Source organism: Acinetobacter yuyunsongii, assembly GCF_041021915.1.
Lineage (GTDB): Bacteria > Pseudomonadota > Gammaproteobacteria > Pseudomonadales > Moraxellaceae > Acinetobacter.
Genome location: NZ_CP157435.1, coordinates 2,032,245 through 2,054,166 on the forward strand (window position 1 = coordinate 2,032,245; position 21,922 = coordinate 2,054,166).

The following is a 21,922-nucleotide window of genomic DNA, read 5'->3' on the forward strand; positions in this document are numbered from 1 at the left end:
TGGATTCCTTTTTAGAATCTGACATCTATAACGATTAAATCTCCTTGGAAGACTATTCCAAGGAGATTGATTAAAGCTTAAAAGACTTTCTTCATTTCACTAAACTGTCCTTCTACAAGTAGAGTTACAGTCACTGGATTTTCTGTACGGTTACGCCAGAACCAACCATGTTTACCATCAAAAGCTGCTTTTAAGACACCTTGTTGAGTTGTCTCATTCTTGCCTTTTCCATAGCCATGATAGAACCCTTTAGGGGCATTTACGGGATCACCATGAGTATCATAGTTAAGACCACCTCCTACAGCTTTCCAATCAAAGTTGACACTTGCACTTTGTGGCATTGTTAGTTTTACCTCTGTTGCCTGCCCAGGTTTTAACTCAATACTAATGCTCTCTTTATTAATCGCAGGCATGGTCATCTGAACAGTATCAATTGCCGTTTGAGTCGGAGTTTCTACTGACATTTCTTCAGCACTATTCACTACCTGTTGAGCATTGAGACCATTCACTGATTCTTGAGCGAGTGATTGTTTGATTTCACCCATTTTCGTTAAGCCAAGCACTTTACCTATACCCGTCGGATCAATCGCATACTCCGCAGGCATGACACAGGTAACCAACACGACCACAGCACTAACGGCAGCTATCGCTGTTGATTTAATTAACTTTCTTGATGAAGGTAATTCGATATCTTTTGGAATTTCAGCGTTATACATAATTTAGATCCTTATTGAGTAATGAAGCCAGTAAGTTGATAGCCAACAAGTAAAAAACCGAGGAACATGAGGAAGACATTGCTTTGATAGGCTGTTTTAAAGAAATACGATGTCTTTCTCCAAAACGTCATCAATAACATGATGATGCACAGAGCCATAAACTGACCTAATTCAACCCCAATATTGAATGAGATTAAATTTGCCAACAGTCCATCACTCGGAACTTCATACTCCTGAATTTTTACTGCGAGTCCAAAACCATGAATCAGACCAAAAATTAAAGTCGCTACTTTCGTGTTTGGTTGAAAACCAAACCAACGCTGATAAGCCCCCAAGTTATCAAGAGCCTTATAAACAATTGAAAAACCAATGATTGCATCAATGATGTAAGCATTTATCGAGATATTGTAATAAACACCCACGAGCATGGTAATCGAATGCCCAAGTGCAAATAGGCTGACGTACAAGCCGATATCTTTCATTCGATATAAAAAGAAGATAATGCCAACAAGAAATAATAAATGGTCATATCCAGTGACCATATGCTTAGCACCCAAATAGATGAATGGAATCACATGAACGCCATAAATTTCTTGAATGTAGCCCTTATCACCTTCTGCTACACCATGAGCAAAAAGTGTAGGACTTGCCAATGTAATGAATAAAGTAAGTAATCGCTTTATGTAAGCACTTAATTTCACAATGTGTGAATCAATAATTTGCATGTATATCAAACTCCAAAATTTAAAATGAATTGAAAATCCATTCACTTTTTGGGCGGTTTAAAAATACGGCTTATCATCAAAAAAACATATTCTTTACACCAATCTAGAATCGATATCCCCTTTAATAGATGAGCTAAAGCAATCGATTTAAGTACGTCATAACCAACAAAATGTTCATAGTAGTTATCCTGATGACCATGTGAATGTTGTTGGCTGACCTCATGATGATGAGAATGAATTGCGTCAATTGAAACGTGTCTCTGAAATTCATTTTCAGTTACATGCTCATTAAAGTGCAAACATAAAGCGAGACTGATCATGCAGACTAGCCACATCATCACAAATTTGCTTTGTTTATCTCGCAATATATTTGTCATTAAAGATGCCCCTAAACAACCTGTTCAGTAGCATCGTTTGATTTTCTTGACCAACCTTGGTTAAACCACACATATAAGGTCGGCAAAATAATCAAAGTCAGTAAGGTTGATGAAATAATCCCACCAATAACGACAGTTGCAATTGGACGTTGAACTTCAGAACCAATACCTACGTTTAAAGCCATTGGGATAAAGCCTAGAGAAGCCACTAAGGCTGTAATCAACACAGGGCGAAGTCGTTCCATTGCACCATGTCTCACCGCATCAATGACACTTTCCCCTTGCACTCGAAGCCTTTGAATGGCAGAAACAAGAACTAAGCCATTCAGCACAGCCACACCTGACAATGCGATAAAGCCGACGGCAGCAGAAATTGAGAATGGAATATCCCGTAAAGCTAAAGCGATCACACCACCTGTTAATGCAAATGGTACGCCTGTGAATACCAAGACACTGTTTCTAACATTACCTAAAGCCATGTAGATCATGGCAAAGATCAGAATTAAAGCAATTGGAACAACAACCATGAGTCGATTCGATGCAGACTCCATTTGTTCAAATGTACCCCCCCAAGTCAGCCAGTAGCCTTCTGGTAATTTAAAATCTGCATTCAGCTTAGATTGTGCTTCTGCAATGTAACTACCAATATCTGTACCACGGACATTTGCTGTGATGACGATACGACGCTTACCATTCTCACGAGAAATTTGGTTTGGTCCTTGAACATTTTTTAACTCGATCAATTCTGATAAAAGTACACTTGAACCATCAGGCAGATTCACAGGAACTTGATAGAGTTTTTCTAAGTCTGTGACAGAGTTTTGATCCATTCGAACAACAATATCGAACTTTCGATCACCTTCAAATACCTTACCTGCTGTCTCACCAGTGATGAGGCTAGAAACCTGTTGCTGTACATCCTCAGCATCAAGCCCATAGTTGGCAATCATGTCTTTTTTCAGCTCGACAGATACCATGGGTAAACCCGTCATCTGTTCAACTTTCAAGTCAGCAGTACCATTCACTCCCTCTAAAATTTTAGCGGCAGCGTTTGCTGATTCAAGTAGTTGACCTAGATCATCACCATATATTTTCACAGCAACATCGGTACGGACACCTGAAATAAGTTCGTTAAAGCGCATTTGAATCGGCTGAGTGAACTCGTAATTATTTCCATAAACACCTTTAGCTACTCGTTCAATATCTGCAACGACTTCCGCTTTTGGTTTCTTTGGATTTGGCCACTCGCTACGTGGCTTCAACATGACAAAGTTATCAGCCACATTGGGTGGAACTGGGTCAGTGGCGATTTCTGCTGTTCCAACTTTGGCAAACATGGTCTGAACTTCAGAAATTTTCACAATTTCTTTTTCAAGCGTGTATTGCATTTCAACGGCTTGAGTTAATGAAGTACCTGGGATACGCAAAGCATGTAATGCCACATCCCCCTCATCTAAAGAAGGTATAAATTCTGAACCTAAACGAGTTGAAAGACTTGCACTGAATATAAAGAATATTGAGACAAAGGCGATCAGTAAATATCTGTGATTTAAAGACCAATCTAAAATTGGGCTATACAATTTCTTAATAAAATGAACAATCTTTGACTCTTCTTCTTTAATTTCACCTGTAGTAACTAATGCCACCATTGCAGGGACAAACGTAATTGACAGAATCATTGCACCAACTAAAGCCATAACTACCGTTGCAGCCATTGGTGTAAACATCTTGCCTTCAACACCAGTCAAAGTCATCACAGGCAGATAAACCAAAATAATGATCAATTGACCATAAAGAATCGCTTTTCGAGATTCCTTTGTTGCTTCAAACACAGTCGTAAAACGTTCTTTTTGAGTCAGAATACGTCCTAACTCTTTTTGCTTCATGGCTAATTTAGCGAGAGATGCCTCGACAATAACCACCGCACCATCAACAATAATTCCGAAATCGAGTGCACCTAAACTCATTAAATTGGCACTGATCTTTTGGTTAACCATGCCTGTAATTGTCATCAACATGGATAATGGAATCACCATCGCCGTAATCAAGGCTGCTCGGAAATGTCCAAGAAAAAGAAAAAGTACCACAATGACCAGAATTGCACCTTCAAGTAAATTCTTCTTCACTGTCTGAATCGTTGCATCAACTAAAGTTGTTCGGTTGTAGACTGCTTTCGCTTCAACACCTTCAGGTAGCGACTTTTGAACCTGTTGTAGCTTTTGATCTACAGCATGAGCAACATTTCGAGAGTTTTCGCCAATAAGCATGAACGCTGTACCCAGTACAATTTCTTGCCCATCTTTGGTCGCAGCACCTGTCCGTAATTCATGACCAATCGATATTTTTGCAACGTCTTTCAATCTGAGGATATAACCATTGCTCGTCGTGATCGGAATATTTTGGATTTGTTCAATCGAGTTAATTTGAGAATCAGAACGGATTAAATACTGCTCACCATTTTTCTCAATGTACCCTGAACCTTTGTTCATGCTGTTCTTAGAGATCGCCTCTAAAATAGCTTTCTGATCCAGCCCTATACTACGCAAATAAGCATAATCAGGTTGAACAACAAATTGTTTTAGATAGCCACCAATAGTATTGATTTCATTCACACCCTCTACATTTCGAAGCTGAGGTTTAATGACCCAATCTTGCAAGGTTCTTAATTCAGTGGGTGAAAGTGGGTTTAGACTATTCTTGGCATTCTCAACTGTATACATGAAGATCTCGCCAAGCCCTGTAGAAACAGGTCCCATTGAAGTCGATATGCCGCTTGGTAGTGTTGGTGTCACGCCTTGCAATTTTTCATTGACAATTTGACGGGCAAAATAGATGTCCGTCCCCTCCTTGAATATCGCCGTGACCTGAGATAAACCGTATCTCGACACAGAACGTGTATATTCAAGATTAGGGATACCTGCCAAAGCTGTTTCAATCGGGTAAGTGACTTGTGACTCCATCTCCATAGGAGACAAGCCTTGTGCTTCACTGTTGATTTGGACTTGTACATTTGTGATATCAGGAACAGCATCAATAGGTAGTTTAAAATAGTTATAAACACCCAATGCAGCTACGAATAGGAAGACGATCAGTACAAGCCAACGATTCTTAATCGAAAGCTTAACAATTTGGTCAAACATAGTACTACCCCTTAATGATCATGAGTAGCGCCAGATTTACCTAGCTCTGCTTTTAATAAATAAGAATTGCCTGCCGCATAAACCTGACCTGCTTTTAAGCCTGACTTAACTTCAACAAACCCGTTATATTTTTCACCCAACTCTAATGGACGTGCTTCAAAATCATTGCCTACACGAATGAACACCACATCCCAATCACGGAAGTTTTGTAAAGCATCTTCACGAACCACCATAGGCTTCAAGCTTTGATTTTCAAAAATATGTGCGGTGATCAATTGACCTGAACGCCATTTAAATTGGTTGGCAATTTCAACAAAGACTTGAGCAGTACGTGTTTTTGGATCAATGATATCACTGATGTATTTGATCGTCCCCAATGCTTCTTCTGTGCCTGATTGAATTTGAGGTTTTACAGTCACCTTAGCATTCGGGTTAATTGTATTCAGCTTATCCGCAGGAACATTGACTACTGCAAGTAACTGAGATGTATTGGCAATTTTAAATATTGGCGAAGCTGGTGTGACATTTGATCCAACTGCCCCTAGCACTTGTAAGACTGTGCCAGACATCGCAGCCCGAACTTCAATTGTACCGTTGCCTGAACCACCATAAGAGCTGATTAAATTGTTCAGTTCATTGGCACGAATCTGAGCATTATCAAATTCACGCTTTGCATTAATGTAGTCAATTTCAGGCGATACTCGTTTTTGAAATAACGTTCGCTCTTGCTCCATCTTTTTACGTGCAAATTGCAAATTATCTACTGCAATAGAACGCTCAGCATTTAAGCGGATCAAGTCTTGGCTTTGTACTGTAGCTAATAAATCACCTTGACTTACTTTATCGCCAATCGTGCGATATGTTTTGATGAGTGTTCCACTTGCTTTCGGTGTGATAAAACTTTCAAAATTATCAGGGAACTTCAATTCTCCCTTTAACTCTAAAGCATTTTCAAACATCATGGATTCAACTTTTAGGAGCTCTAAACCACTGCTCTTGATACTACTGTCCAACATGGTGACACGACCTTCTTTGGTGTCCCATTTCCACGTATGTTTTTTACCTTGATAATCAACGTTGACAATCATTAAAAATGAATGTGGTTCATAGACAATTTCATTACCGATCAAGTAATCACTCTCTGGTTTAAATTGAATATTTTGCTCTGCATCCAAACGTTTGATGTAGACATTTGCCGTTAATGCTTCAGGTTTAAGCGGTTTATCTTTGAAATACCCATAAACACGGAGATGTGGTTCTACGCCCTGCTCAAAGATTTTCACTTCCGCTGAGAAATCGCCATCACGATATAAACGTCCACCATGAGGTCCTTTCTCGTCACCTGCTACTGCAACTTTTACTTCTGTTGCTTCCCCATGTGCTGAAGAAGACTGAGTCTTTTGACCTGTCTTGTACCATGCCACAGCACATAACACGACAAGCAAGGCAATAATGCCCGTAGCCATTAAAGTATTGGTTGGTTTATTCATATTCTTGCCCTTATTCTTGATCTAAATGAGTAATGTAGTTGCGCTCGACTTCTGCAATTTCTGTCTGCAAAGCCAACCACAAATCGAATCGAGCAAGATGTTTGTCTAACCAAATTTGCTTAATGCTATTGAACTCAAGTAACGAGTTTTTCCCTGCTTGGTATCCCATCTCTGCAATGCGAAGACTTTCATTGGTTGCGGGCAAAACGGTTTGATCATATTGGTGGATCACATCGATTAAGTTAGAAACCTCAATGGACTTGTTTTCCAGTTCAATTTTAGAATTACGGCTAACCCATACAGACTGCGTTTCAGCTTTCATCTGTTCCGCTTGGGCAATCGCAATATTGCCTTTATTTCGGTTGAAGATATTGAGTGGTATTGAGGTTGAAACTTGGAATACCTTGTCATTGGTTTCTTGATAGTTTTTGACCCCAACACCCAAAGTGATATCAGGTATTGCTTCTTTACGAGCGAGTTCAAATTGTGTCTTTTTCAATTTTGAACTCAGAAACGCTTCTTGCTCAGCCAAACTAATTTTGTCTGTGAAATTAAAACTTAGAGGAACTTCTAAAGCGTTACTTGGTAGATTCGATGTGAACTTAGAGCACAGATTCTTCTGAAACTGCCCCTTTTTCACTTCATTTTGATAACGTAGTTTTGATTCAGATGAAAGTGCTGCACTGAGCTGAGCATCCGAAGGAATGACTCGCCCAAACTTGAGCCTTTCCGAAAGAACATTGGCTTGTCTTGCATTAAACTTGCTTTCTGTTGAATAAACTTCAGCACGTTGAGTTGCCACATACCAGTTCGCCATACAGATTCTTAAATCTGCTTTGAGTTCAGCCTGACGCTTTGCTATTTCGAACTGATTACGATCACCTTGAAAACTCGCAATTTGCTTTCTCAAGGAGAGTTTATTACTAAGAGGAATCTCTTGTGACAACCCTAACAAGGTTGTTGAGCCATCCAAACCCTTCAATTTGGAATTACCAAGATTATCCAACTCCACATTGAAAGTAGGATTATTTAATCTGCCAGCAAACTTTTGGTTGATTTCATAAGCTTGCTCGGACTGCTGTAGGCTATTGAGTACAGCATCACTTGCGATAACCTGCTTTTGTAGTTCAGCATAATTCGTTTCCGCAAATGCGTTTGCTGCCGTTACTACAAAACCACAGCTAAGGAATAGCTGATAAATTTTAGACATGACTTTACCTATACAAAAAAATGAATAATTATTTTTTGTATATAAAAATCAATTTCTTAGAACAATAAGAGCTTTTGTATAGGTATAAGAATTACGTAAAATAAATATTCTTTTTCTAAAGTCAAATACCCGAATCTGATGTTCAGATAACTTTAGGAACAGAAAAATAAGAGCAGTGATAAAACTTAGAATAAACACAGGGTCTATGCTTAGATCACTATCAGAAGAAATAGGCTTCACCGAGTGATGGTAGATTGGCTCATCAAAATTCTTCCAAGTGTGTGTTTCTACATCATGATCAGTCATACTTGTAAAAGAATCACCTGAGTGCTGCAAAGACCAATGACTTGATGCATCATCTTCCACAACAATACTTAATTCATGTTGGTGTTCAATATTTTCAAGTAAAACAGGTGCCCACGCATGAACTCCCGTAATTGTTATCGTAAACAAAAACAGGATAAATGCGAGTATAAGCTTAGACAACCTACTTGAACGCATGACGATGGACATACTTCTGATTTGCTAACAAAATACTAAAAAGCGTTATTAAAGTAAATCCATCTCTCAGATATTCTAGAAGTGAATATCTTCTTATCTACAGACCAAAATCTGCAAAAAAAGAGTACGAGTACTCTTTTCTAATTAAATTCATTTCAATTCAAAGCCTGCACCGACTGCTGCAACCCTTTCTGAATATCCTGAACATGAGTGAGATCATAAGATTGTTGATGCTGCTCTGGCTTCGTTTCATCCGTATAAAACTCCTCAACAATATCCAAGCCCTCTTCACCACCCACCTCAAAACTGGCATTGCCATAGCCCTGCCGTGCCACATGATCTAAAGCTTCCTGATAAAACCCTGCTGCCTTACTTTGCTCATCTATCTGTTTGGCTGAGCTAATTGCATCTTTCAGGTTTATGCCATCCCTTAAGGTTAAATCCACGTAGTAGATCGGCGTGCGATAGCTTTGCGTGGTGCTCTTGCCTCGTAAAGTGAGTTGCAATGGCAGGCACGAAAGCAAATCACCCGATGCGGCATGGTAATAACGCAACCGTGCCGCCAAAGTGCGGATACTGTTAAAGCCTGTGGTTCTAAAGATGAATGTGCCAAACTCATCCGATTCATCCAGATTGACGTAAAGTCGTCCGTAGGGCTTGCACAATCCACCTTGTGCCAATGGGCATAAATCTGGAGATGGACATGGATGTTGCTCAATCCCATGTTGTCCAAGTCGCTGACAGCTTTCACCGTTGCCTGAGCAAATTAAACGTCCAGTTTGGCGGTCAAATAGGCTGTACTCTGCTCTTAAGTTGAGATCAGGATCATTGAAGATCATCCGTACAGGTATGGTTCTGAGTTTTTGGTTTTGTGCTTTAGCTCGTAGTTGTTCATCCAGTGGATGCTTGACCCATCCATCTTTTCCTTGAATTTGACTGGTAATGGTAAATTGGTCATCCTTTTCAGGGAGTCGTTTACCATTCTTTTCGATGATCTTTCCGATACTGATACGACCTAAAACTGGTGGTGTAATTGCTAAACCTTTAATCATGATCATTTCCTTTAAATAAAAATTGGGCATAAAAAATCCCACACCTTTTGAGGTATGGGATCAGTTGGTTTAGTTGAATTTGGGATATGCGTAGCTGTCTTATCCACCATTCGGATAAATCTGAAAGCGTCGTGTTCCTGCTTTGGTTTGCGGAAACTGCTGTAGGTATTCAGGATGCTGTTTCAATAAGGACTTACTGTCTAGGCTGATCGAGTCCTGCGATTTCTTCCATGTGACAGAGCCACCTGTAAATACCGCTCGCTCTGCTTCTTTCATCAGTATTTGCAGTTGATGTTTGAGTTCATCAAAATACTGTTGATGCTGCTCAACCTTATGTCGCTCCTCAAGCAATTGGTTAAACAGATAGTTGGCTTGTTCATTTTGGGTCAAGTCTTCCACCAATAGTGGAATCTGCTCTGGGTAGAGTTGTTGCAAGGCTTTGGCTGCTGAATCTGACGCATCTACACTCGGTGGAATATCTGATTCCACACATTGCCAGAAGTGACGTTCCGCATTAATGATGTGCTGGATCACGGTTTCGTTGCGTGTCACTTTATAGATTTTGGTTTCATGTCCACAGATCAAGGCACAGATATGCGCTGCCTGTTTGCCTGTCACGGCTAATTGATGCTGAACTTGGCAGAGGACATACAGTGGTACACCATCTCTCCATAGTTTTGAGCCATATTCTCCAACGGTTTTACATTCCAAAATCTGCACTTCGCCATTGCCTACCACGGCATAATCCAAATTGGCGAGCATAAAATACTTGTCTTCATCAGGATGTTGCAGCACCGCATTGACTCGACGTACTTTATGGTTGGTATGCATGCTGTAGTATTCTGCCACCAACGGCTCAAGCTGTTTACCCCAGTACAAAGGCGCATAGCCTGCACTTTCATCTTCAATGTTTTGTTGCATCCGTCCTGTCTTAATCATCCATAGTTCGAGCATCGACATATACGGATTCAATCCACATGCAGTTGCTGCATCACTACTGCCAATGCCCTGTTTGCGAACTTCAAGCCATTGTTGGTAATTGAGCTGTTTAGTATTGGCAAGACGTTTGGCTACAGGGGCTTTGGTTTTTCGTGGCTGTTTGTTCGGTCGGTCACGTTTGCTTCGAGTTCCCACCTCAACTTGCTGAGTCGGTGAGTTTTGGGTGGGTGGATTCAGGTTTGGTGAATAAGGTTGTAAAGGTGGATGATTTAAACTGTTTTGAATTTGAGTATGGCTATGCATATTGAATATTCCTGTATGAGTAGAATCGTAAAAGCTAAATTTCGGGCATAAAAAAAGCCACATCTGGAGAATGTGGCGAAAGGTGTTGCTGTGCTTGTACGGCTTGCTTTACCGTATGCTTAGGCTAAATAAATGGGCTTAAATAAAACTGAATGAATGGTATAGTTTTCTTAACCCACCATTCGAAGTGCCTGTTCCAAACCGCGTTGTTTAATCGCTGCCCCTGCGCCAAACCAAGCAGAATCAAGGCGGTGATCGGTACTCATGGCGCGGCGTTCATGGTCGGTGAACTCGGTAATCGCGCACAATAATCCATAAGCGGTATCCTTAGCTGAACTCAGTTCTGCCCCACGCCCATGTCCGTTAAACATGGTCATGACTTTCGACATGGCACGTCCGTTTGGTTCGGTTTTATTGTCTGCTTTGGATGGGTTTATTTGAGTCGCTGTTGCAGCATTACGGTAAAACTGGATAATACTTTCATCCTGTTCAGCCATACTCAGACTGGTATTGTTAAACACCGCATCAAAATAAGCTGCTGCTTCCTGTTGGGTGACTTTACGTTGGCTCAGTTGTTTCATTTCATACATGTGTTCATCCCATGCGCGAACTGAAATACCCAGTTGCTGTTTGACTTTCTCGGCATCAAACTTAGTGCTGTGTGGGACTTTCACCACACCTGCACTGGTGTGCTGTCCTTTGAGGGCAATGGCTAAAGTGTTGTTACAGACCACTCGAATACTGGTGAATTGTGCAGTAGTGGCGAGTGTACCATCACAAGCAGTTGCCAATAAAATGTAGCCATTGCTGACATCCTTGCCTTTTAAGGCTGAGCTTTGTCCTGTCCGTGCCAATGCCCAGAATTTCTTGCCACCTTTCAGCACCCCTGCTGTTTCCAGTTCAAAGCCTGATTGTTCGGTCAGGTCTTTATAGAAGTGTAGGATTTCCATCGGTTGCACTTCCTGAAAGCGTTGGCTGACCACCGATAACGGTGCATGAGTATCAGAACGGTAAAGTACACGCTGTTCTTCAAAAGGCATGATGATGCTTTGTCCCTTTTCATTCTGAGCCATGTAACTGACATCCGAGGATTCGATGCGCCAATCCATTCCTGCTTGTTGTGCCCAGACCTCGATGGGTTGGTTTGGGGTAAGTTCATTGCCTAAACCATGCCAAGGGGTTTGTCCTACAAATGCCATTGTTTCAACTAAATGTGCCATAAGAATAATTCCTGTATTAATTTTAAAATGGGTAAAGCGTTAGATTTAAATTTTGCTGAATACTCAATTGCGTAAATTTGGGCTAAAGCTGCGGTCACAGTGATTGCAGTAATACTGTCTGCAATAGATTGGTTGTAGTGGTTGTTGCTGTTCATCTTCAGTGATCAACATCCAGATACCTCCGATCAGCACCCCAACGATTGCACCTGCAATCGGAGGAATGTTTAGACTTTTAGAAACACTCACTCCTAATGTGGCAAGTGCCATCGGTGACATCACACTGTTAGAAATTGGATTGTTAGTTGAGGTGCTGGGTAAATGTTGGGGTGATTGCAGTTGTACCGTCTCTCTGGACTGGCAATAAGGACATGGCAAACTCATTGTGGTATTTCCTGTAAATGAATAAAAAAGCCTGCTGGGAAAGCAGGCAAAATGATTGCTGTGTATGTGAAACGTTTATTTGATGCTGTCTCGAATGGAGAGGCATCGTTCTCATTTAGATGCTATGTATTTGTATTTTTTTAGAATGCGTTTTTATCATCATTTTTTAGTGATTTTTGAATACTCGGTCTACAGATCAATTGACCTGTTTTTTATCAACGATTATGATGCTAGGGCTGACCTACATCGTCAGTCGGTTTTGACAGACCGTTTACAAAAGGCGCACAACAAACGCGATATGGGTTTTTGTGCGTTCTCTTAAGTCACGCCTTTATGGTGAGGCTAGGAGGGGCACGCTTGCGTGCGCTGATTTCCTTTTGTATCAGTCTGTCAACCCTTCTAGTCTTGCCACCATTATTTGACAGTAATTTGGTAAGACTACTTCTCATTACAAAAGGAATAGTCAACCATGACGCAATTTACTGTGCTTTATTCCCCTGCACTTTCCCCGCCTCTTCGACATTTTATTCCGATTCATTTATCGCACGCTTTCGCTACGTCCTGATTGATTCAAGGCATCAATTAACTGTTGCATCCATTTTGGTCAGTGGTGTTTTGTGCTGGATAAAAATCATGGAGCGTACTGTACGGCTTATTCGGATTGTCCTTATTGTGCTCAGTAACAGCATAGCTAGGGTCTGTGACAGCCAAGCAAAATGTATTTGAAATTACAGTCAATTTCATAATTCATTTTTAAAAACTTTAAAAATATTGGATGGGGAAATAATAGGATGAAATACGTTTCAATTGCGCTACTCACCAGCCTTACGTTGGTCGGCTGCTCAAAACCACAACAAAATGATGTACAGAAAGAAGAACTATCTCAAAAGATTGAAAAAATTTCATTGAATGATGCTGCCTCTGCACAGGCTGTTTCTTCTCCTTTAATTATCGCTCGAAATCAAATTACACCTCCGCTCACCCAAACAGGTGAAAGCTTTCAGGAACTCATCAAAGATGAGGGATATTTTTCTTTTTATCCACCGTATAAAACCATCTCTGGATTACAGATGTTTGCTGAGAATTCGGATGTAGCGGACTATTGTGCAAACTGTGTAAACTTCCAAACTGTTCTCAATGATTTAAGAAATGTACTGGCTTTAAAAAACAATCAAGTTTTGGTGATTGGACATACAGGTCAACAATTTCCTGCATTCACATTTGCTTTAGGTGATGACTACTCCTTACGTGCCGCTCATGATACAGCCATCAATTATATAAGGTCGACGATGCAGGTCATTCCACCACTAAAAGATCAATTTGAAAGTACAGCACAATATCAACAACGTATTCAGACACTTCAAAAAGAACTGGACAGTAAAAATGCCCATCTAAATTATGACTTAAAACTTTTAGAGCTCAGTTTAAATGCCACGTCTGCACAAAGTCAGTTCATGCCGAGCAGCTATACACCGAGTGACCGACCAAAGGGTCCTATTGATAATTTTGTTTACTACGATGCTGACTCGAAACAATTACATTTTGAGAATATGAATTTCGCATCTGATCTTATTGTGAATTTCACCGCCCCATCCACGCCAGAGTTAGCACAAAATATCATTACGGCTGGTGGACAAAAGTATGTCGGTTACATTTTTAACTTCAATAACCATAAGTTGGAATTAGATAGCTTAGTCATTTATCAAGCCAACAACACTCAAGTTGATTCACTAAATGAACCGATCGCAATCCTTGAACCGAGCACCATGTCCTTTCAACGTAAACATTTCAACGGCATAGAAAATGCGCCATTAAAGAAATTTGATGTGTCGCTGAAAAAGCCAATTCCTTTTGATTTTAGCTTGAAAAACTACATGCCGATCGAAAAGGTATTCAAAAAGATCGATGAGTAATTCCCACTTTTATAAAAAGTAAAAGTTTGATTGACCAAACAATTAAATACACAGAGTTGGGCTTTCACCCAACCCTGTAGATCACAATATTCGATTAAATATAGGCATGTGTAATGAATTTTATTCCATCGATTGTTTTATCCAGTGTGTTGCTGCTGACTTTAAGCGCATGTAATTCGGGCAACGATGTACCAAAATCCAAAGATGTCCAAACTCAAACAAGTGAGAATAGCACTGCTGATACGACTGAAACTCCCCCTCAATCCGAAGATGATTTTCCACCCGTAGATAAATCCTTTTTAGAAGATGAAACATATAATGCCGAGGAAGTGACTGAACCCACTGTACAAGAACAGTTTGAAGTCCGTGTTCGTCGTGAAGAATCACAATACTCCATGACAGGCTATACCGATTTATTAAACATTATGTCTTTAAACGATGCACCAACCACCATTACAGGTGTGTTAATCAACCGTGGCAATTGTAGAAGCAAAGGTACTTATGATTACCAAAATATGCGCTATGGTTCTGTGGCAAAGGTCTATCTTGGTTGTTCGGCTGAATATGTGCGTGAAGTGACGGTTACCACCAATAGTGGTTTGACCTATACCTATAATTTTTAGAGATTTAATCACGGAAATTTACTATGGCAAAAAGGCGTTCTAATCAGAGCGCCTTGTATTTTAGAAACTTAATGAGTTGGGATGTTCCCTGTATAGCTTTGCCACAAATAGGAAATATGCTGACTCATATAGCGGTAAATCTTGAGTGGTTCATTTAGAAACTCAATCTGTTTACGCCAGTAGCTACGCATATCGTTGTCCGCAAAGTAACAGTGTTTTTCTTCAAGTAAATATTGAGCTTCTTGCTTAATCTCATACCCCTTATTTAAACAAGTCCCTTTCCATTCCTGCAAGATAAAATCGGAATATGGGGTCTCATCACCAATTACATAAATAATTGCTTGGACTGAGTAAAACCCATTCAGTGACTTAACAATACGCCATTGCACATCATACAACTTATCAGACAATACTTCCGATCGGTGTAATCTTTCCAGCCATTTACGAGTAAGTTTTGGTAATTTAACTTCAGCGTCGAATTGTAAAGGAATGGTAAAAATACAAGGCAAATCATAGAACATACAATTGATCTGCTTATGTTTGTCTAGACAGCGTTTAAACAGTGCCTTTTGAAATTTAATACTTTCATTCATAGGTTCAATAAATTTTGTATATTCCAGTGCAATCCGTCGTTTCAAGAACTTATATTTAAATTGACCATGAATACCCTCTGCATTCGCTATAAGGTAATTGATATTACCGTAATGAGAAAAACCTGCCGTATCAAGCATTGCAACCCAATAAGGGTTTAATTGGAATCCATGTAATGCCATACGATGGTAATGCAGCCACTGTAGGGAATTTAAGAATATACGATAATTCTTATCTATACACTTGGGCGCACGTTTATCCATAACTGCTAGTTTCCCATTTTCAATTTGGGCTGCATTTTGAATACTCTCTCGTAAAAATAAATGGGTATTAACATCTAGCATGAATGGGAGCATTGGTGTCTGTAATATATGTTGTACTTGAGGAGTCATTGCATAATGGGTCATTTCAAGCCTCCTTTTTTCCAGTATTTCCAACAGATTTCCCCATTTTTATTGCAACATCCTTAGCAATATTTTTACCAAAAACACGTATGAAGTAGGCTTTATCATTTCTAAGGTTTTGTTCATTTTCCTCATCCCGCTTAATCCTTTTATGCACAATGAATTGGTCTCTTTTGGTGATATAACGAATGGCTTCAATCAAATATTCGTATTTTTGTTTATCTTTGCGATGCAAGATGCCAATACCTACATCTCGATATTTGCCATTGTGGGCATCAAGATTACAATTATGGTAAGCCCCCTCAATACCAATCACCCTTTTCCAGACCTCACCAATCTGTTGTGCTAGCTTAATGTCCTGTGAGTGTTTACGACCATCGAGAAAGAAAAAACAGTGGTAGTGATAACCAGTTTTTTCGGCAAATTCCAATTTCCATAGATAACCCAATATATGTAAATTTGAAGTCCGCTTTAAATAACGAAGGCATGTGATTAAATCTGCTTTGACTTGGGCAAGTTCAGGGTTTTGTGTTTTTCCATAACGAAAATCGACACGAGCAATGACAATTCTCGAATGTTTAGCCAGTATCGTATCTACACATTCTGTAGCGACCTTTTGCTGATATTGGGAACGTTCCATTCGTTTTTTCTGTTGGTATTTGAATTCCTTTTCTTGAGTTAGCAAATACAAACGTTCAATGAATAGATTAATTAATTCTGCATAACAAATTGAAGTTATTGTTCCATCAGTATTTCTTAGCTGAACAAGATCATTGGGATAATGTAGATAAAAATCAGCATGAAAATACCCCTTTAGAGTTTCGTTATACGCTTGCATAACAATCCTATGATGCTCACAATCATAATGCTCTAGGGGATCAAACCCTTGGATGAGTATTTGCTTTAATAATTCAATGAATTTTTTATCAATAGGCTCATACCATCCATGATACAGAGTGCCTTTGATCTTACGATAAGCCTGCACATAGTTGTGTTTTAAGATTTGTTTTACTAATTCAATTTCTGAGAATATTTTCTCAGCTTCAGGATTTGATCGAATTTCATATTGGTTATATTCAGTGTTGAAATCTAATAAGTAATCCAATGCCAATGAGCTTGAATGCTGATCGTCTGCTGCATTGAAGCATTCTTCATACATTGAATTGAGTAAAGACTGTTGCTCTTCCAATGGTGCTGTAATCTGAATGGGCTGATTAGATGAATCAGTATCAGTTATTTCAGTCTGCTGATTTAGAAAGTGTTCAGGTACTTGTGTTAAGTATTCATGTGCTAAAGCAGGTGTTTGATTATTACTCATAAGATAGGATGATTGATTCATAATAATGAACTTCTCTGTACGTAATTACACCTAACAATTTGTTAATTAAGTCAATTTATATAATAATTAATGTTATTAGATATACTGATCATATAAGTAACACAAATGGTCAGGCGTAAAAATCACTGTAATCCCATGACCTCGAAATCAAGGAATTACAGTGTTATAAGGGTTAATAGGGTATGTGAGAGTTGTAAAGATATCTTGCTAATCTGGTTAGCTTTTTTTTGAATTGATCCAATCAATTATGTCCTGCTCTAACCAACCAACGGCTGATAGTCCCAATCTAATCGGACGAGGAAAAGACGAATCATATCTCTTGGATTTCGGGTTCATTTTGTCATACAGACTTGATTTACTTAAACAGACTAATTCTGTTACTCCTTTCATTCTAAGAATCTGATTTTTTTTGGTTTCTGAGGTTTGCATTGTTTACTCCGATTTAAACCTGATGTGGATGTCTTCGGATATAAATATGCTCTAGAATCCTCAGAAACATCAGCAAAACAAGATTCACAATTGTTAAGTAGCGTATTTAAATGAGTAATCCCGTCTTCGATCATGAAATTTACAGAATAGCTCACCCTGTAATGCAAAAATTAGTAAAGCAAGCTGTAAAAGCAAGAGAGTTTCAAGCAACTTTCCCAAATCTGTATAACGAGTTAATACGTATTAGGGATGTAATATTGAGGCAACTGGTCAACCTGCTAACTGAAAAATATAAAGAAAGAAAGTCACTACCTATTGAGCAAATCAAGATTGAAGTAGAGATAATTGTCTTTGGCAGACAGTTACTCAACCATGTAATGGGATATTGTCAAACAAGGCAATTAGTGGATGAAGATATATTTTTGTTAAACCATTTACTTCAACCAGATGAACTAACATCAATATTTGAAGAACTTTATTGCATATTTTGGGAAAACATCAAAAGTTATGAAGAATGGACACAATTCCCCAATTTTTCGACAAACCTCAAACGTATTTTGAACGAAAAGTATTTCTTACCTGACTTGTTACCATTCTGGGATATTAAATCTCTATTTTTGGATTATCTTAAAATTTATATTGAATATCATAATTTTAAGAATAGCAAAGATATAAAAGGCACAAATATAACTCAAGTCCCTTCATATCACGAAGTTAGGAATGCAATTAAAGGATTGAAAATTTATGGTACACCACTACAGAAGTCCACAAAATCATTTATTGGATGCTCTCCGTTAGATGCCAATTTGCCACCTTCAAAGTTCATAAATCTTCATCTAAATCTAGAAGAGGATGTTAGCAATCTGCCTGTGCTTTTAAGTAAATTTATACATGAATTTATGGCTACAAGATTAGATAATCAGAGAAATGGGACAGATGCCCAGCCTATTATTGACAATAAGGTTTCTGAAAAAATTCATAGCTTGAGCATCATTTTAGATGATTGTGCAAATTCACTTGAAGTACTCAAAAGAGCTGATGCAATTCTTACTGCGCTAATCAGCCTGATTTACTACGATAAAATTTTTGAAACAAAGATCAACAAGGGTAACATCCAGCAGTTTGAATCAGCGAATTATTCTAAATTTATGCTAAGTGAAATTCACGGCTCTGCAAACCAAACTATAATTGAGAATGCTATCAATCAAGATCGTCGCAACTCAATCAATCATACAGGCATGGATTATTTTTCCGATTTGTTCCAAACGCTTTATGAATTACTTGAAAATGATAAAGATATAAAAACCATAAAGCCTAAAAAAGCAACAATATTTATCACTTGTGGTATGAGGGACATACTTTATGAACATACATTTAGTAAAGCAAGTCTAAGTAAAGGTCTAAATGATATGGTGAAAAATTTATCACCAGAAAATTTATATGAGATCATCAATCTGTAAGGATGCAGACAACTTAACAGTCCGTATGATATACCAGTATCATCAAATTTATGGGTTTAACATCACTTACAAGCATCTAAAGAATATGGGTAGATTTATTTTTTTACAGTCTGCCCATAATTATGAATCGATAAAATCTCATAAACAGAATGTATAAGATCAAGAAAACTCATCCAAGATGAAAGTAAAGATAAGCAACAGTAAAAAACCAAATACAACAGACCATTCAAGCATAAGACCAAAGTGGATATTTGCAAAATTCCCCACCTTAAAATCAGTTTGGAATTCTACTAGAAATTTTCTTTCAACTAATATGATGTCCAAATAAGTAAAAAGATGTCTCTTTAGATATCACCTAATCCAATGTTTGATGAGGGGTAGGTTGAGGGGTAAAATCATAGATAAAAAACAAGCCCTTGTAAAAACAAGGGCTTATTTAAATATTTGGCGGAAGCGGTGAGATTCGAACTCACGGAGGACTCACACCCTCGTCGGTTTTCAAGACCGGTGCATTAAACCGCTCTGCCACGCTTCCAATGGCGGCTATCATATAAATAAAAATTAGAATTGGCAAATCTTTTATTCAAAATAATCAATCAAATGCTCAAAATAAAATCAAAACAGTAAAAAATTAAGCATTTTCAGATTTTTCATAGCAAATTGAGTTGATATACCACACTTTTTTTCCTAATGGAGTAATGACTTCCACCTCATCATCCACCTCTTTGCTCAATAATGCACGTGCCATTGGAGACTCAATCGAAATATGCTGGGGATGATGATCATAAATTTCATCTATCCCCACAATCCGTAATTTCTTTTGCTCCCCGTCATCATTTTCAATCTCTACCCAAGCTCCAAAATAAACTTTGCCCTCTTGCTCAGGCATATAATCGACAATTTTTAATTCTTCTAAACGTTTTCCTAAATACCGGACACGACGATCTATTTTTCTAAGTATTTGTTTATTGTATTGGTAATCTGCATTTTCTGAACGATCCCCCAAACTTGCAGCCCAATTTACTTTTTTAGTAATTTCTGGTCGTTCGTCATGCCATAGTCTTTTCAACTCGGCAACCAATAAATCATGTCCAGTTCGCGTAATTAAGTTCGATTTCATGGATTCAAATACGTTAAAACAACATTCTATTTACAAGTTTTTGCATTGTATTCCTTATTTTAGCATGACAACAGTGTATAAATTTTATTCTTTTTCAAATCATGCATTTGTGAGGTATTTCTCATTTTTTTATTGATCAAAATTTGACAATACTTTTTTTGGCGCTTAATATGCGCCCCTAAGTTAATTTTGTTTGTTTTTTGTACACCTTGTGAATGATGTGTAACACGTACATCATTCCTCCCATTAATCCTATGTCATTTTGAATGGCGTCATGACTTGCCCACCCTTATTGAATTTATCAACTTTTAAAAGTTAAGGCTTTGTTTTGCTGAACTTTTTGGGCATAAATTACCTGTAGCGGAGACAACATGCACAGTAATTCAAGTTCTGGGTCAAGGCCTAGCCTTAACTCTTTATCTTCTAAACTTTCATTTCAAACGATGGTATTAGGAATTGCAATCCTTCCATTTAATAGTTTGAACGCAGAAAAATCACATCAATACAAGACAGTTGTAACCACCAATACATTAACGGTAGTTGCTGTTGAAAACCCGACAACTGTATTTAAAGACGGGCAATTTTTGCATGGTTTTGGCTATGATTTAGCAAGAAATTATGCACAGAGTTTAAATGTCAAACTCGATTTTAAAACGGTTCCTGATAATGCAACTGCGTTAAAATGGATTGCTCAAGGTAAAGCTAATCTTGCTATGACAACTGCAAATTTAGCAGCCATTGAAAGTAAACAACTTGTCTCTTTTTCTGCAAGTTGTGGTGATCAAGCTACTTTAAGTAAAAATGGATTGAATCCTCAACTCAATTGGGTGCTTAAGCAAGCTGATGATCCGTTAACGCTCACTGCAAGTGGATTTGTTTGTCAAAGCAAACAGCTTGGTACAACCCAACAACTAGCTTCCTTTTATAATCGCAATGTGGTTAAACCTGAAGCATGGTCTACGATTCAAAAAGACCTGAACCAGCGTTTGCCAATTTATAAAGCAAGCTTTAAACAAAGTGCCTCTAAATATAATTTAGATTGGCATTTGCTCGCTGCTATTGGCTATCAAGAATCTTATCTTAAACCTACATCGGTTTCTCCCACTGGTGTACGCGGTTTGATGATGTTGACCAATAATACCGCTCAAGCAATGGGTGTGAGCAACCGATCTGATCCGATACAAAGTATTCAAGGTGGTGCAAAATATTTTGATCTAATGCTAGATCAATTTTCGAATGTCCCTTATCCAGACCGTAATTGGTATGCTTTGGTCGCCTATAACATGGGACCAGGTGCAGTCAATCAGATTCAAAACCGAATCAAAACTCAAGGAAAAAACCCAAATCAATGGGTAAATTTATATGATTATTTACAGCGTAACCAAGCGCGAAATAGTCGATATAAACAAGCAGTTCAATACGTGACACGTATTCGAACTTACTTAGAACATTTAAAGACCAACAGTCGTATTGATGTCTAAGTTGAAAATAAAAAAGCTTACCTCTCGGTAAGCTTTTTTATGAGAAAAGGACTTAAGCAGTTTGCTCAAGTACTTTCTTGAATAAATCTTTTTGTTCTTGGCTTGGCTTCGCCGTTTGTAAAGCCATAAGTTGAGACATATCGCCTTGTACTTTGATTTTACCAGTCATAAACGCTTGCATCGCAGCAGCCATATCAAACTCTAAGAATACTTTACGTAATGTTTCAGCATCCATATTTAAAGTTGTTTTAGCATTTGCAGACAAACCTTTTTGGATTTTACCAGCATCTAAAGCCAATTCGGTATTACCAGCCGCATCTGTTACAACTAAGTTAATCGCTAAATTCGCAAGTGCTGGTGGTAAATTTAAATCACCCGCTTCAGCAGTAAGTTTTTCAACAGTTGCAAACCAATCATCAGTTAAAAATGCAGCCATGATTATTCCTCAAATATATTTGTTCAATTTCTTGTGTCATCTATCCAGATAACATTAAATGAAGCAATTTGC

20 protein-coding genes and 1 tRNA gene are annotated in these 21,922 nt (G+C 38.4%); 4 read left to right on the forward strand and 17 right to left on the reverse strand.

The genetic code is table 11. From position 1 onward, the window contains the following. Nucleotides 1–77 precede the first annotated feature (77 nt). The 11 genes from ABLB98_RS09765 to ABLB98_RS09815 all read right to left on the reverse strand — a co-directional run bounded on the left by ABLB98_RS09765 (nucleotide 78) and on the right by ABLB98_RS09815 (nucleotide 12,054). Nucleotides 78–716: a hypothetical protein gene (locus ABLB98_RS09765; protein ID WP_005058253.1), complete on the reverse strand. Its 639-nt coding sequence runs from the start codon at nucleotides 714–716 to the stop codon at nucleotides 78–80. A gap of 11 nt (nucleotides 717–727) precedes the next feature. Beyond that, nucleotides 728–1,441 carry a HupE/UreJ family protein gene (locus ABLB98_RS09770; RefSeq protein WP_005058251.1) on the reverse strand — a complete coding sequence of 238 codons (714 nt, stop codon included), beginning with the start codon at nucleotides 1,439–1,441 and terminating at the stop codon, nucleotides 728–730. Nucleotides 1,442–1,482: 41 nt separating this feature from the next. After that, nucleotides 1,483–1,818: a hypothetical protein gene (locus tag ABLB98_RS09775; RefSeq protein WP_005058248.1), complete on the reverse strand. Its 336-nt coding sequence runs from the start codon at nucleotides 1,816–1,818 to the stop codon at nucleotides 1,483–1,485. 11 nt (nucleotides 1,819–1,829) lie between these two features. Then, the gene (locus tag ABLB98_RS09780; protein ID WP_005058246.1) at nucleotides 1,830–4,958 is read right to left on the reverse strand and encodes an efflux RND transporter permease subunit; all 3,129 of its coding nucleotides are present in this window, start codon (nucleotides 4,956–4,958) and stop codon (nucleotides 1,830–1,832) included. Nucleotides 4,959–4,969: 11 nt separating this feature from the next. Beyond that, nucleotides 4,970–6,448 (reverse strand): efflux RND transporter periplasmic adaptor subunit, encoded by a 1,479-nt coding sequence (locus ABLB98_RS09785; RefSeq protein ID WP_005058244.1) that lies wholly within the window; start codon nucleotides 6,446–6,448, stop codon nucleotides 4,970–4,972. Between the two features lie 10 nt (nucleotides 6,449–6,458). After that, nucleotides 6,459–7,658 (reverse strand): TolC family protein, encoded by a 1,200-nt coding sequence (locus ABLB98_RS09790; protein ID WP_005150543.1) that lies wholly within the window; start codon nucleotides 7,656–7,658, stop codon nucleotides 6,459–6,461. Between the two features lie 48 nt (nucleotides 7,659–7,706). Beyond that, nucleotides 7,707–8,159 carry a hypothetical protein gene (locus ABLB98_RS09795; protein ID WP_005058242.1) on the reverse strand — a complete coding sequence of 151 codons (453 nt, stop codon included), beginning with the start codon at nucleotides 8,157–8,159 and terminating at the stop codon, nucleotides 7,707–7,709. A 155-nt stretch (nucleotides 8,160–8,314) separates the two neighbouring features. Further along, nucleotides 8,315–9,211 (reverse strand): hypothetical protein, encoded by an 897-nt coding sequence (locus tag ABLB98_RS09800; protein WP_005058241.1) that lies wholly within the window; start codon nucleotides 9,209–9,211, stop codon nucleotides 8,315–8,317. Nucleotides 9,212–9,310: 99 nt separating this feature from the next. Further along, complete coding sequence (locus tag ABLB98_RS09805; protein ID WP_005058240.1) at nucleotides 9,311–10,453, reverse strand: YqaJ viral recombinase family protein; 1,143 nt, start codon at nucleotides 10,451–10,453, stop codon at nucleotides 9,311–9,313. A gap of 170 nt (nucleotides 10,454–10,623) precedes the next feature. Then, on the reverse strand, nucleotides 10,624–11,673 hold the full coding sequence (locus tag ABLB98_RS09810; RefSeq protein WP_005058238.1) for a DUF932 domain-containing protein: 1,050 nt from the start codon (nucleotides 11,671–11,673) through the stop codon (nucleotides 10,624–10,626). 63 nt (nucleotides 11,674–11,736) lie between these two features. After that, nucleotides 11,737–12,054, reverse strand: a complete 318-nt coding sequence (locus tag ABLB98_RS09815) for a hypothetical protein (RefSeq protein ID WP_005058237.1) — start codon at nucleotides 12,052–12,054, stop codon at nucleotides 11,737–11,739. Nucleotides 12,055–12,845: 791 nt separating this feature from the next. On the opposite strand from ABLB98_RS09815, the gene ABLB98_RS09820 reads away from it, so the two are divergent. Continuing rightward, nucleotides 12,846–13,967, forward strand: a complete 1,122-nt coding sequence (locus ABLB98_RS09820) for a hypothetical protein (protein ID WP_348882171.1) — start codon at nucleotides 12,846–12,848, stop codon at nucleotides 13,965–13,967. 113 nt (nucleotides 13,968–14,080) lie between these two features. After that, entirely contained in the window at nucleotides 14,081–14,590 is a 510-nt protein-coding gene (locus tag ABLB98_RS09825; RefSeq protein WP_151742567.1) for a hypothetical protein, read from the forward strand. 68 nt (nucleotides 14,591–14,658) lie between these two features. Here ABLB98_RS09825 and ABLB98_RS09830 read toward each other — a convergent pair whose 3' ends face one another. From ABLB98_RS09830 to ABLB98_RS09840, 3 genes are all read right to left on the reverse strand, one after another. Next, nucleotides 14,659–15,588 (reverse strand): hypothetical protein, encoded by a 930-nt coding sequence (locus ABLB98_RS09830; RefSeq protein WP_005058232.1) that lies wholly within the window; start codon nucleotides 15,586–15,588, stop codon nucleotides 14,659–14,661. A 1-nt stretch (nucleotide 15,589) separates the two neighbouring features. Continuing rightward, complete coding sequence (locus ABLB98_RS09835) at nucleotides 15,590–16,924, reverse strand: inovirus-type Gp2 protein (RefSeq protein WP_019383896.1); 1,335 nt, start codon at nucleotides 16,922–16,924, stop codon at nucleotides 15,590–15,592. Nucleotides 16,925–17,140: 216 nt separating this feature from the next. After that, nucleotides 17,141–17,353: an AlpA family transcriptional regulator gene (locus ABLB98_RS09840; RefSeq protein WP_004699696.1), complete on the reverse strand. Its 213-nt coding sequence runs from the start codon at nucleotides 17,351–17,353 to the stop codon at nucleotides 17,141–17,143. A gap of 110 nt (nucleotides 17,354–17,463) precedes the next feature. On the opposite strand from ABLB98_RS09840, the gene ABLB98_RS09845 reads away from it, so the two are divergent. After that, the gene (locus ABLB98_RS09845) at nucleotides 17,464–18,813 is read left to right on the forward strand and encodes a hypothetical protein (RefSeq protein ID WP_004801557.1); all 1,350 of its coding nucleotides are present in this window, start codon (nucleotides 17,464–17,466) and stop codon (nucleotides 18,811–18,813) included. A gap of 445 nt (nucleotides 18,814–19,258) precedes the next feature. Here the strand turns inward: ABLB98_RS09845 and ABLB98_RS09850 are convergent. Beyond that, nucleotides 19,259–19,348: transfer RNA gene (locus tag ABLB98_RS09850), tRNA-Ser, on the reverse strand. Between the two features lie 96 nt (nucleotides 19,349–19,444). Continuing rightward, nucleotides 19,445–19,933, reverse strand: coding sequence for a transcription elongation factor GreB (gene greB, locus ABLB98_RS09855; RefSeq protein WP_348882173.1), 489 nt, complete (start codon nucleotides 19,931–19,933; stop codon nucleotides 19,445–19,447). Nucleotides 19,934–20,304: 371 nt separating this feature from the next. Here greB and ABLB98_RS09860 point away from each other — a divergent pair, with 371 nt between their 5' ends. Next, entirely contained in the window at nucleotides 20,305–21,414 is a 1,110-nt protein-coding gene (locus tag ABLB98_RS09860) for a transglycosylase SLT domain-containing protein (protein WP_348882175.1), read from the forward strand. Between the two features lie 52 nt (nucleotides 21,415–21,466). Here the strand turns inward: ABLB98_RS09860 and ABLB98_RS09865 are convergent, their stop codons facing one another. Beyond that, nucleotides 21,467–21,850, reverse strand: coding sequence for an SCP2 sterol-binding domain-containing protein (locus tag ABLB98_RS09865; RefSeq protein WP_004660844.1), 384 nt, complete (start codon nucleotides 21,848–21,850; stop codon nucleotides 21,467–21,469). Between the last annotated feature and the right edge of the window lie 72 nt (nucleotides 21,851–21,922).